General features: G+C 56.0%; 10 protein-coding genes, 1 tRNA gene, 1 pseudogene and 1 riboswitch. Of the genes and pseudogenes, 6 read left to right on the top strand and 6 right to left on the bottom strand.

The annotated features are described in order from the left end of the window. Positions 1-598 precede the first annotated feature (598 nt). A tRNA-Leu gene (locus tag ACR0IK_RS11700) sits at positions 599-683 on the top strand. A 431-nt stretch (positions 684-1114) separates the two neighbouring features. Continuing rightward, the gene (locus ACR0IK_RS11695) at positions 1115-1312 is read left to right on the top strand and encodes a hypothetical protein (protein ID WP_480591248.1); all 198 of its coding nucleotides are present in this window, start codon (positions 1115-1117) and stop codon (positions 1310-1312) included. Between the two features lie 125 nt (positions 1313-1437). Here the strand turns inward: ACR0IK_RS11695 and ACR0IK_RS11690 are convergent, their stop codons facing one another. The 5 genes and pseudogenes from ACR0IK_RS11690 to betI form a co-directional block, all read right to left on the bottom strand. Next, positions 1438-2541 (bottom strand): Hint domain-containing protein, encoded by a 1104-nt coding sequence (locus tag ACR0IK_RS11690; protein ID WP_480641610.1) that lies wholly within the window; start codon positions 2539-2541, stop codon positions 1438-1440. 180 nt (positions 2542-2721) lie between these two features. Further along, positions 2722-3591 carry a hypothetical protein gene (locus ACR0IK_RS11685; protein WP_480641608.1) on the bottom strand — a complete coding sequence of 290 codons (870 nt, stop codon included), beginning with the start codon at positions 3589-3591 and terminating at the stop codon, positions 2722-2724. 82 nt (positions 3592-3673) lie between these two features. Next, positions 3674-3844: a hypothetical protein gene (locus ACR0IK_RS11680; protein WP_480641607.1), complete on the bottom strand. Its 171-nt coding sequence runs from the start codon at positions 3842-3844 to the stop codon at positions 3674-3676. A 301-nt stretch (positions 3845-4145) separates the two neighbouring features. Then, positions 4146-4904, bottom strand: a pseudogene (locus tag ACR0IK_RS11675) (AAA family ATPase). Positions 4905-5358: 454 nt separating this feature from the next. Continuing rightward, on the bottom strand, positions 5359-6012 hold the full coding sequence (gene betI, locus ACR0IK_RS11670) for a transcriptional regulator BetI (protein WP_480641606.1): 654 nt from the start codon (positions 6010-6012) through the stop codon (positions 5359-5361). Positions 6013-6188: 176 nt separating this feature from the next. Between betI and ACR0IK_RS11665 the strand changes: the two genes are divergently transcribed. From ACR0IK_RS11665 to ACR0IK_RS11650, 4 genes are all read left to right on the top strand, one after another. After that, positions 6189-7124: an ABC transporter substrate-binding protein gene (locus tag ACR0IK_RS11665; protein ID WP_480641605.1), complete on the top strand. Its 936-nt coding sequence runs from the start codon at positions 6189-6191 to the stop codon at positions 7122-7124. Between the two features lie 60 nt (positions 7125-7184). After that, positions 7185-8264: a quaternary amine ABC transporter ATP-binding protein gene (locus ACR0IK_RS11660; protein WP_480641604.1), complete on the top strand. Its 1080-nt coding sequence runs from the start codon at positions 7185-7187 to the stop codon at positions 8262-8264. 4 nt (positions 8265-8268) lie between these two features. Next, positions 8269-10332, top strand: a complete 2064-nt coding sequence (locus ACR0IK_RS11655) for an ABC transporter permease (protein WP_480641603.1) — start codon at positions 8269-8271, stop codon at positions 10330-10332. A 64-nt stretch (positions 10333-10396) separates the two neighbouring features. Further along, positions 10397-11128 carry an amidase gene (locus tag ACR0IK_RS11650; RefSeq protein WP_480591224.1) on the top strand — a complete coding sequence of 244 codons (732 nt, stop codon included), beginning with the start codon at positions 10397-10399 and terminating at the stop codon, positions 11126-11128. On the opposite strand, the gene ACR0IK_RS11645 is transcribed toward ACR0IK_RS11650, so the two are convergent. Further along, complete coding sequence (locus ACR0IK_RS11645; protein ID WP_480641602.1) at positions 11125-11505, bottom strand: hypothetical protein; 381 nt, start codon at positions 11503-11505, stop codon at positions 11125-11127. The genes ACR0IK_RS11650 and ACR0IK_RS11645 overlap by 4 nt on opposite strands. Before the next feature lie 183 nt (positions 11506-11688). Continuing rightward, positions 11689-11901, top strand: a riboswitch (cobalamin riboswitch). The last annotated feature ends 185 nt before the right edge of the window (positions 11902-12086 follow it).

Here is a 12086-nt window from a genome sequence, read left to right as displayed (position 1 = left end):
AATTACTGGCAAGGCGGTGTTATTTTGACGCGAATAAGATATTTTGGCGTTTGAAATGTGGCGCAATTATGGTCGCGGGCTCGCGAGCGGTTTCAACCTGAGGACGTATCAACAGATTCCAGGTACTGCGCATTCCTTAATCGCGGTCAATCGAGGTGCGCAATTTTGAACGAAATACCGGCTGTAATCTACTGTGTTGTCAATAATTTACCTTCTGTTATCAGGAAAGCTCCGGCTCAAAGAAAACGCTCGGTCGAAGCGCTGATCACAAGGTAGATTTGTGTGAACCCATAGATAATTCGGTTTACTCAACGTAAGCGCGTTTAACATGTCACCGAATTTTTTTGGAGATGTGCACGTTAAATAGGCGGTGGTTTTGTCCGAAAACGCAAATTGAAACGCTACCCTCTAATTAACGTTATGGTGCGGACAGGCGCCGATCCGAAAAATGGGTACGATCCTGGAGCACGGCCCAAGTGTCAGGCCCGAATTAAACCGGTTGGCGACCAAAAATCTTGCGTGTAAGTGATTTTCCCTCTCGCACTCGTCCACTGGCTTTGTTAATGAGCACGCCTATCCGGCACTCAAGGCCGGTACTGCGGGTGTGGCGAAATTGGTAGACGCACCAGATTTAGGTTCTGGCGCCGCAAGGCGTGGGGGTTCAAGTCCCTCCACCCGCACCACGATATCATTGTACATTCTGATACTGTTGTTATTGGCTTCTGACTTGTCATTCGGCATCAAATTGGCCGCCTAATCTTCAGTCCGGCCTTCGATTCAGGCGCGAACTTCCGAGACCTTCCGAAGGATCATGCGACGCGAATCTCAGACTAAGGTGTCTCGTTTTCTGCAATTGGGGGCGCGGTAACACCTTATTCAATTCGCCCTGTTTCAGCATTCCAAGCGTTTGCACAATGCCTTTGAAGGCGCCGGTGCCTCGTGCGTGTCACGACGATTTTCGAGTTTACCGGCAAGTGATGCGGTATTCCGTTTCCCTACCCGCTAACCTTGGATCCCTACCCGCTAACCTTGGACCTGGCGCGCGCTACTAAACAATGCTCCAAAACCGAAAAAGTCGACTATACTCCAAGCCATCAGTAGACAGGAGATTGCCATGCTTTATCCACTTGCAACGCTTGAGGCCGACAAGCTCAACGCTGTTCGGGCGCTGGAACAGGAGATTGGACGCCCGGTTGTAGCGCTTGCCGCTATAGAGGCCGATACGGCCAATCTGCCGAAAGATGACCTGAAAAAGTTGCAAGCCCTGGAAGATGAGCTTGACGTCGTTCTTGTCGCAGTGCGGCCGAGCTAGGTGCTCTGAAAACCTGTAGGTTTGTCGCCCGGGCAGTTGCCCGTTGCTGGGGACAGCGTGTTTCAACAGTTTGGCCAGAGTGGTAAGATTACAGGCAGGACCAAAAGCTGGGCCACCGCAGCACCTTAGGCGGCCTTGATGTAAGTGCCTGAGTTTTTTGTCCAAGGCCGCGACACCAGCAACGACGCCTCAAATGATTTCAGAACCGGACGGGCGGCTTCAAAGCTTGGCCCGATTTTCACATCGAGTTCGGGAAACAAAGTCTGGATTTCTGCGACGCTCTCTTCGTTCAGTGCGGCCATGCCTGTTTTTCCCAAGAGCAGGCTTTCCGACGCGACGCCATTGGCCCAGACGATCTGGTGTTCATCAAAGAGCAGATGGAAGTACTCAACTTCCCCACCTTTCCGTACAGACACTCCGTCACCGTCGATCAGATGAGCGGCAGCGGCGAAAACCTGCGGGCATGCGAAATTCAATTCGACCTCGGCACCTTGCAGCAGGATGCGATGCTGTGGACTGACTTCCAGCGTCTCCTTGGCGCCCAGAAAGCCTGCGCGGATTTTGATTGGCGCGAATTTTCCGATGGCCGCCATGGTTCGACGACCAATCCAGCGTATCGGTTGCGCGCCGTTATCCATGGTCAGCACCAGATCTCCAGCCCGCAGGTCTTCAATCGGTCGCGGCCCATCCGGGCAGGCGATCATTGCGCTTTTTGCAAAACACAATGGATCGGAAACGACCCGTTCCCCGAACATTGAGTACCCGGCGTTGAATCCGTTTGAATATACCGGTGACACTAGCTGAATTGACACGATCGCATGTTCCTCGATCGCGTCCTGATCAGTGTTTTCCTCAAATTCCGGTGACCAGTACGTATTGCCGTTTGTATCCTGGAAAACGACAGCCGAGATATTTGCGGTGGTGCCGTCATTGTACGTGATGACCGCATTAAATATCATCGAGGCATCAAAGGTCTGAGGCGATCCTCCGTCGATGCTGAACTGGTCGTTCGAGACGTTGTTGTCCAGATCATAGGTGTTTGCATCCCCACCGCTGAAACCGTTGCCCGCCTCGGCAAACGTCTGCCTGCTGTCATAAAGCGGATCACCAGCAGAGCCATAAGTGCCAAGGGCCGCATTCACATTGGTGGTCGAAAGGGATGTGTTACCCTCAACGGTGTCCCAGATTGGCAAGGTTCCGAGGGAGAAGACGGTAAAAGTGGTCGCCATGCGTTACTCTTGAAACAAAAAATCGTACGGTAGCAATTAGCCTTCAATCCCAAAGAAGTTCAAGTTTCAAATCATAAAGTAGTTACTTTGCAGGCCAAAGGCCTGTGCAAGCCCAGTTGCTTGGATGCGACAACACCGGTTTTCTGGCCCGAGCGATCATCATTCGAGTCGCCTGATCACTTACATCCCTGGTCGAAGGTACTTGGAGCGTTTCTGCGCTCCAATCATCCAAAACGGTTTTGGGATTAATCGAGGAACGCCATCTAGCGGAGCGCCATACCTCATTGGAACTGCTGCAGAAAAGGTTAAATAGTCCTTTCTGAGAGTCGCAGCCTTGTGGTGTTTCGCGGCTTTTCTGAAATACATCTGATTGCTCACCAGCAGCAGAACTGCACCGACCATCGCAAACCTGAGCTTCCCATCCGAGATCCCCCCGTGGCCAAAGAAATCCGGGATGTCGCTGGCGGACATGTACAGGAACTGTGCCGGGACGAGATACAGTGTGGCCGTCTTGATATTTTTGTTATCGGCAATGTACCCCACTCGGTGAAACCAGCCGGTCAGAGGTTTGCGGTGCATCTCGATCGCGGCCAACAAGGCATGCGCATCCTGACTGTTGGGCGAGAGGGCCAGTGCGCTGAGGGCGGCCTTCTGCGCTTTGTCAAAGTCGTTCCGGACCCAGAACGCCCAACCGATGGCGATATGGTTCGGGCTGTTGTTCGGCGCGATTCTGAGCGCCGCATTGGCGTGGTGTCCTGCTGACCCGGCATCCTGACACAGGGCTTCGTCCAGTGCGCGGGACGCAGCGAAATACTTGCACAGACCAAACAAGCAGACCGCAAGATGCGCGTGGAGAACGACGCATTCCGGTTCATGCTTCAACGCGTTGCGAAAATGCCCGAGCGCGTTGGTATCGTCGCCCCGTAGCGAGGCGGCGATGGCCGGCGGAAAATCTCTGTCGGAGCGTATCATGATCAGTTCATTAAATAAGCCAGGCCACCCGTCGCCTCGCCCAAAGGTGGAACGATGGCAAGCAAAACGGTGTGACAAACTAGGACCCGATGAGGAACAGAACGGCAAAGGGCAATCGCAGGTGTGTCCGTCCTGTTGTCATCTGATTCAGGTGATAGAGTTATCGCTGGACTTGAAAACAGTACCCGGACGCAATGATTGCAACCACCAGAACCACGTTCAGCAGAACCTGATTACCCAGACGTTCAGTGCTGCCCATTTCGAAACAGTCCTTGATGAAATCGATCAGCATCAGCACTGGGGCGCAGAACAGGGCTGAGGCCAGCAGCAAGTGGCCCTGTTGTTTCCGGTCGCGGTAGCCCAGAGAACCTGCATTACAATACAGCCAAAACCGGGCCCGCCATAAAGCTGACAATCCAGACCACGAAAGGTGCCGTTATTTCGTTGGGCTTGCTTCGGCAAGCGTGTTATCGGCAATGTCCAACTGCATCATCTGCGCCCGTTTGATTTGAGAAAGGCCAGAACATCATTATAACGCCCGCTTTCATTGCCCTAGGTGGCATGGTTGCGGGCTGTCGTCAGCCAGTCGATTGTGGAGGGGCCGGCTTGATCGTTTGCAGCTGCTAGCATCTTCATGCTAATCGGTACTTCGCATCCCTGAGACAAGGTCGCATCAATCGCCAGATCAGTTGCGGTTTCGATGATCTGTGCCAGATCCGCACCGGAATATTAGCTTGTGGCGGCAGTGGTCCTGTGAAAGCGGATATTGGCTTCGGCCGGGCGACCGGTAAGTTCCAGCCGCAGGATCGCCTCCCGCGCCTGGGCATCCGGTGGCGGCACAAAGAACAGCCGATCGAACCGCCCCGGGCGCAGAAATGCAGAATCCTTCGACTAGGGTTAGTTGCGGCCAGCACCAAAACACCGTCATTCCGCTGGCTGACGCCATCCCTTTGGGCCAGAAAACGACTGACCATCTGCGAAACATAGGTCGAGCTGTGTCCGGATCGTTTCGATCCCAGCGCATCGATCTTGTCGAAGAACAGGATGGTCGGAGTGTTGTTGCGCGCCTGCTCGAAGATAGAGGTCAAACGTTGTTCTACCACGCCCCTATAAGGGTCACGAATGTCCGAGATCGCAACGGCCTGAAATCGCGCGGCTCATTCCCCGGCAGCTGCCCGTGCGATGATGGTTTTGCCGCATCCCGGCGGACCACACATCAGGACGCCCCCGCCGGATATTTTCCTGAGCCGCAACAGCAGCCCTGACTGCTTAAAGGGCGCAATGATGCGCCTCTCTGTGTCGCGTTTTACATTTTCTAACCCACCGACGTCAGCGAAAGAGATTTGCTTGTTATCCTCTGCGGATTCGGCTGAGGGTTGCCCGTCAATCACCTGCAGGCTGACGGCATTGCCGTCTGCCTCATCAGATTCTTGTTCCTGAGGTGGATCTTGTTCCTCGGGTCCATGGAAAATGCTCGGCAACGCCGGTCTGACTCCGAGATTCGGCGTCCTTGGTCAGGCCAGCGGCCGCAAAGACCTGTGAAACCAAGGTTCGGTCATCGGCAGCCTTCACATCCTCAGGCTGGGTGTAGAAAGCCAGTTCCAAGGCTCGGCTGTCCAGATTTAACGCCATCGCACGTCGCATCACAGCCTACCCAAATGTGCCGTTTTTGGGCGCGGCATCAAGACGCCCTAACAGGGTTTCAAATGACTTTTCAGGAAATTCCTGTCTCCGAAATATACTGGTCGAGGTCTACGCGAAAAACAGCGTCAAACTGTGTCGGATACCAGCCCAAATCGAGTCAATGTCACCGGCGCAAATGCCGCAACTCTTTGTTGTCTTGCTTCAAACTTTGAACAGGATATCGCTGATCTGCGCAATCTTTTCACGCGCTGGTTGCAGATCTGCGAAGTCGACTGCTGTGTCGCGGAACAACCGGTTCAGTGCAAACTCCATATGAGACAGTGCTTCGGTCGAAGACATCGGTCGAGCCTGTAACGCGGCCCGCATCCAGATCCCGTCGATTAGCGTCGTCAGGTTAAAGGCGACCTGTTCTGCCAAGGCAGGCTCAACCATACCGCGCAGTGCGCCCATCAGATTGCTGTGCATGCGCGAATGGATGACATTCTGTATGCGTAGATATTTGGCGTTTTGCGGCACCTCCGCGCACAGGAAAATCCAGGCATTGCAGATTTCGTGTTGAAAGAGCGTCGGGGCAAAATTGCCGTAAATGATTGCGTATAGCCGTTCCGCCGGTGTGTCGCTATGCGCGAATAACGCGGTCACACAACGGCGGGCTTCAGCGTTGGATTCACGCAAAACAGCCTCGAACAGTGCTTCTTTACCTGGAAAGTAATGCTGCACGACGCCTTTGGATAACCCGGCCTCTTTGGCGACCTTGTCGAAGGTTGTCCCGGAGATTCCATGAACTTTGAGAACTTCAAAGGCCGCCTCGGTCAATTGCTTGCGACGCATGTTCTTGATGGACTGCTTTCTCATGTTAGGATCGCTTTCATGCTCAGCGTATTGGACACGAAAGTACCATTCGAGAAGGCAAAAAACAAACACTGTTGACAAAAAACAGTCTGATGCATCAAAATACCTGCAACTGTACTGTTTTTTTGAAACGGACACAAAAGGCCGAAAACGGCCGACGCACCAACGGAGGTTTAACCATGAAATTCTCACACAAACTGAGGCCTGCTTTGCTGGCTTCCGCGACGCTCATGTTGATGCAGGGTGCGGCGCTGGCCGATCCGATCAAGATCGCGGTCAACGAATGGACCGGCCAACATATCTCCGCCCATTTCGCGGGCGCGCTATTTGAAGAATTGGGCCACGAGGTCGAATACGTCACCGCAGGTGCCGTGCCGCAGCTGGCCGCAATTGCCGAAGGCAGCCTGCATTATCAGCCCGAGCTGTGGACCAACAACGTGGGCGATATCTACCCCAAGGCCGTTGAGGCCGGGGACATTATCGTTGTCGGCGGACTGGGGCTCGAGCCACAGGAAGGCTGGATTTATCCTCCGTACATGGCTGAGCTCTGCCCGGGTTTGCCTGCTTATGAGGCGCTCTATGACTGCGCGCAGGCCTTTGCCGCCGCGGACACCTTTCCTGATGGCCGTTTGATCACCTATCCAGCGGACTGGGGGACCCGTTCGGCCGATCTGGTCGAACTGATTGACCTGCCGTTCAAACCGGTGCCCGGTGGCTCGGAAGGCGCGATGCTGGCCGAGCTAAAAAGTGCTGTGGCTGCAGAGCAGCCGATCCTGATGATGATGTGGCAGCCGCATTGGGTGTTTGCGGATACCGAGGTTGAATGGGTCGAATGGGACACGCCGCACGGAACCTGTGACGAGACCAGCCAGAAACGCGGTGAGGCCTGTGGCTTCCAGCAGGCGACCGTCGACAAGATCGTCGCCAAGGATTTCGCTTCGAGCTATCCGGATGCGATGAAAATGGTCGAGCTGATGAGTATGACCAACGACGTGCAGAACGGTCTTATCCTGGAAGTGGACCAGAACGGGCGCGAAGTGAAAGAGGTCGTGGCCGAATGGATGGGCGCAAACCAAGACGTCTGGCAGCCTTGGGTTGAAGCCGCAAAGCAATAAACACCACTGACTCCGGTGGAGCATGTTTTTGCGTGCTCCACCTTTTTCAAGGCTGCCGAAATGACCACATCTTCCCCGACCACCACCCCGAAACTGTCCTGCAAACATGTCTGGAAGCTCTACGGCAAGGGGGCGGATCAGCATCTCAGCAACGTCGACGTCGCCGGGCAGGGGCCCGATGAGGCCACGGCGCTGGCGCAACGCATTCGCGAGGGAGGTGGCATCGTCGCCTCGACCGATGTCAGCTTTGACGTCATGCCGGGCGAAATTTTCGTGATCATGGGCCTGTCAGGCTCGGGCAAGTCCACGATCGTGCGGTGCCTGTCCCGCTTGGTCGAACCCACCGCCGGAGAGATCCTGCTGGATGGAGAGGACTTGCTGAAAGCGTCCTCGAAAGAGCTGATCGACATTCGTCGGCACAAGATGGGGATGGTGTTCCAGAGCTTTGGCCTGATGCCGCATCTGAATGTTCTGGAAAACGTGGCGTTTCCGCTGAAATTGCAGGGTCTGGACGACAAAGAGCGTCTGGAACGCGCCGAGCGGGTGATCTCGCTTGTCGGTCTGGAAGGCCGGGAAGCCAGTTTCCCCAGCCAACTTTCGGGCGGTCAGCAGCAGCGTGTCGGCATTGCGCGGTCGCTGGCCGTGGAACCCGAGGTCTGGTTCCTCGATGAACCCTTCAGCGCGCTTGACCCGCTGATCCGGCGCCAGATGCAGGACGAATTCCTGCGGCTGCAGCAGGAACTGCACAAATCCATTGTCTTCATCACCCACGATTTCCTTGAGGCACTGCGCATCGCCGACCGGATGGCGATCATGAAGGACGGTGCGGTTGTTCAGATCGGCCGCCCGGTTGATCTGATCCTGAACCCGGTTGATGACTATGTGCGCGAATTCACCAATGACGTCCCTTGGGAGCTTATCCTGACCGCAGGCGATGTCGCTTCGGACGACAGCCCGCCCGCTGGGATCAAAGAGGTTCCGGCCTCGACCAACGTGGCCGATCTGCTGCCCTATCTGGCCTCACATGACACGGGCGTCGCGGTGCGCCGGGACGACAATGCGCTGGTGCACATGACCAGTCAGAACGTAATCGCCGCTTTGGCCAGCGGTGTCTCGGACGCCTCTGCGGTCAAGGACTGACGTCATGGATGCAGCTTCGAACAGATCGCTGGTGGTCTGGCTTGCGGTCACGGTTCTGGTGGCAGTTTGCGTTGTGTTTGCCAAGAATCTCGGGCCGCTGGTGACCTATCCCGATGCGCTGGTCCTGCCAGTTACTGATCCGATGAATACCGCGATGCGGTGGTTCGTCGTGACATTCGGGTGGTTCTTCAAAGGCATATCCTGGCTGCTGGACTGGCCGATCCTGCTGGCCAAGACGGTGCTGCACGCGGTGCCATGGGCGGCCTGGTTCGTTCTGTGGGTCTTTCTGGCCTTGCGGGCCGGGGGCAAGGGACTGGCGATCTTCACAGCTGCCAGCTTGCTTTACATGGTGACGTTTGGGTTCTGGACTCAATCGATGAACTCTTTCGCGCTTGTGGTTGTGTCGATTCCAATGGCGGTTGCCTTGGGTTTTGCGCTGGGAACATGGGGGTTCATGTCAGAGCGGGCCTATCGGATCATCATGCCGATCCTCGACCTGATGCAGACTGTGCCCGCTTTTGCCTACTTGCTACCAATCCTGCTGCTGTTCGGCTTTGGCACAACTGTCGGTCTGGTCGCCTCGATCCTGTTTGCCTTCCCGCCGATGGTGCGCAACACCATCGTCGGCCTGCGCGGTGTCCCGGATGAGGTCATCGAGTCCGGCCTCATGAGCGGCGCCACCCCATCGCAACTGTTCTGGCGCGTGCGGGTACCGACCGCGCAGCGGCAAATCCTGCTGGGTGTGAACCAGACGACAATGGCGTCACTGTCGATGGTCATCATCGCCTCGATCATCGGGGGCACCAACGATATTGGTTGGGAAGTGCTGTCGACCATGCGCAAAGCGCAGTTCGGAGAAAGCCTGCTGGCCGGGATCGTGATCGCGCTGATGGCGATGGTGCTGGACCGGATTACATGGGGATTTGCGGTACAGTCTAATTCGACGCAACGCAAAGCGACAGGCTGGATAACCTGCGCCGTTCTATTTGGCGCGGCTTGGCTGCTGGCTTTTGTCTTTTCACCGCTCAAGGACTGGCCCGAGGCATGGGTCCTGAACCCGGCCCCGGCGATGAATGCAGGTCTTGAGTGGGTCTTCGTCGAGTTCCGGACAGTACTTGAGGCAATCAAGCGGGCGGCGCTGTTCTACCTGATGCTGCCGATCAAAATCGGCCTGGTTAAGGCTGTCAGCCCCTTTACCTGGGGCGTCGCAATGACCCCGGCTGTAACTGTTGGCTACGCACTGATCGTTGCAGCGGTAGCGGGATATATGGCCTTCAAGGGGCGGTTGCTGCAGGCTCTTTGGGTGATCCTGTTTGCCTTGGTTCTGTATTCGGGACTGTCCGGTCTGGCATGGGTTGCGCTTTGCGCGATCATCATCGCATTGGCCTGGCAGGCGGGGGGCACGAACCTTGCGCTTTGGGCGCTGGCCGGGGTCGCATTCCTGTTGCTGACCGGAATATGGGAGCCTTCGGTCGTCTCCCTCTACCTTTGCGGAGTAGGTGTGTTGCTGTCTTTCCTGTTCGGCAGCGCCATCGGCATCTGGGCGTCCGAGAATGACACCGTGTCGCGCATTGTTCGGCCGGTGATCGACACCTTGCAGACGATGCCGCTGTTCGTAATCCTCATCCCCTTTGTGATGGTGTTCAAAATCGGTGAATTCACCGCACTGCTGGCCATCATCGTCTATGCGATCGTCCCCGCGATCCGCTATACCGAACACGGTCTGCGCAATCTGCCCCATGACGTGATCGAGGCTGCGACGGCCATCGGGACAACACCCCGCCAATTGTTGTGGCAGGTAAAACTGCCGCTGGCCGTGCCGTCGATCATGCTGGGGCTGAACCAGACGATCATGTTCGGCATTTCGATGTTGGTGATCACCGCGCTGGTGGGCACCGACGATCTGGGACAGCAGATTTATATCGGCCTTGGGGACGGTGATTTCGGGGTTGGCATGACCGCGGGGATTGGCATGGCGATCATAGCCATGATCGCCGACCGCATCACGCAAGGATTCAGCCAGCAGATCCAAGCACGCCTTGGTGTGAAACTGGACGCTGCCGCCTGAAAACAAGGTAAGCGGCATGGATAACGCAGCGCCCAAACCAAACGTTGACCTCGATCTGTGTTAGATGACAGCGACCCAAGCGCTTGCTGCGTTTCGCGCGGGCCTCCTGAAACCCAGTGATCTGCTTCAGGCTTTGATTTCCCGGATCGAGCAGGTCAATCCGGTGATCAATGCCCTGACCGACACCTATTTCGATGAGGCGCGGCAGCAGGCACTTGTTGCCGACGCGGCCTATGCGGATGGTTCGGCCAGCGGAGCGTTTCTGGGCATCCCGGTGCTGGTCAAAGATGCCCAGCGTGTAAAAGGCAAACGCACGACGCATGGGTCCCTTCTGCACATGGATGTCGCGCCTGACGAGATGTCGGACCCGATGGTCGAACGCTTGCAGGATGCTGGCGCGATCATTCTGGCTCGTACATCGGTGCCAGAGTTCTGCATTTCGGGCGTGTGTCGCAGTCGGACCTGGGGCAATACAGTCAACCCGTTCAATCCTGACTATGGAACCGGAGGATCGTCGGGCGGATCAGGGTCAGGGCTGGCGGCGGGTTTCGCACCAATTGCAACCGGAACGGATATCGGCCGGTCGATCCTTATTCCGGCCAGCTGTTGTGGGATTGTGGGGTTCAAGCCACCGCACGGGCGCAACCCCGACGGTCCTCCCGCAAATTTCGACCGTTACAACCATTGCGGCGCGCTTGCCCGTTCGATCACGGATCTGGCTTTGGTGCAGGATGTGGTGTCGGGCGTAGATCGGACGACCAGTTCCAGAACCCTGATAACCGACAATTTTTTCTAGTTGAAGTGCGGAGAATACTGCATCGGGATTTGGTCTTGGGAAACACCCTTCTGAGAAAACTCATCAGCATGTCGGTTAATGTGTCGCGATTCCGCAGCGCCGTTAACTGTCTCCAACCGAACTGTCCGACCGTCGGTTAGTTTCTGGATGGCCACCACATTCTCAGGAGTGATCTTAGTTCCGCTCGCCCGCAAGTTGTCGATTAGCTGTGTTCTATTTTGTGCGCTATTGGGAAGGCTGAGCCGCAGCAGTTGATCACGCGTCAATTCAAGCAGTGCGGTTGACGGCAGCTTTATGCCATCCAAGGCATCAAAGCTGCTTGCTTGAGAACGGTTCCGGTTCACTCTATCAAAGGTGCCGCCCATTAATTTTTTCACTGCGACTGTTCCGGTACCTTAGGAAAGTCGTCTGCCGCAGTCGCAACTAGAACGGCTGCAATGTGATCGATCTTAGACTGAGGCGTCAAATCGGAGCGACAGAGATTTGTCCAATGTTGTGCAGCCCCCAACTCCTTTTTGCTTTCAACGCCAAATTGAGCGCTTGGAGAATCAACTTGATTCGTGTTTGGTGCCTGCGATGGTTCCCGGCCGCTTTGTGCGATCCGGGATAAAAGGGAATACGGTGCGGTCCCTGCTAAAGAGGCCAAATCCGTGACTGCCCCCGCAACTGTAGGCGGTGAGCGACCCGAGATCGTCCACTGGGCATTCGCCTGGGAAGGATCGGGATAGCGTTGACCCGCAAGTCAGGAGACCTGCCATCCGACAATGAATAAACCTGGGCGGGGTGTCCCAGAGGGAGATGACAATGTTTCAAGCGGCCTTAGCCGCCGAAAGACTTGCACTCGCTTCGCCCCCGCGCAAACGGAGGAGGCGATGCTGTTGTCATTGCAGAAATCTGAAGCCCGACCCTGCACAATCTACGGGGTCATCGTCCCCTCACCAGTGTTTTTCAGCAAAGC

The sequence above is a fragment of the Ruegeria sp. BF7 genome (assembly GCF_056538605.1).
The sequence above is the reverse complement of the archived record's forward strand: the minus strand, read 5'-3'. Positions and strand labels throughout refer to the sequence as shown.

Excerpts from the sequence above, each read along its gene's own strand:
- ACR0IK_RS11695 (WP_480591248.1), top strand. The coding sequence starts at position 1,115 with ATGCTTTATCCACTTGCAACGCTTGAGGCCGACAAGCTCAACGCTGTT.
- ACR0IK_RS11690 (WP_480641610.1), bottom strand. The coding sequence starts at position 2,541 with ATGGCGACCACTTTTACCGTCTTCTCCCTCGGAACCTTGCCAATCTGG.
- betI (WP_480641606.1), bottom strand. The coding sequence starts at position 6,012 with ATGAGAAAGCAGTCCATCAAGAACATGCGTCGCAAGCAATTGACCGAG.
- ACR0IK_RS11665 (WP_480641605.1), top strand. The coding sequence starts at position 6,189 with ATGAAATTCTCACACAAACTGAGGCCTGCTTTGCTGGCTTCCGCGACG.
- ACR0IK_RS11660 (WP_480641604.1), top strand. The coding sequence starts at position 7,185 with ATGACCACATCTTCCCCGACCACCACCCCGAAACTGTCCTGCAAACAT.
- ACR0IK_RS11655 (WP_480641603.1), top strand. The coding sequence starts at position 8,269 with ATGGATGCAGCTTCGAACAGATCGCTGGTGGTCTGGCTTGCGGTCACG.
- ACR0IK_RS11650 (WP_480591224.1), top strand. The coding sequence starts at position 10,397 with ATGACAGCGACCCAAGCGCTTGCTGCGTTTCGCGCGGGCCTCCTGAAA.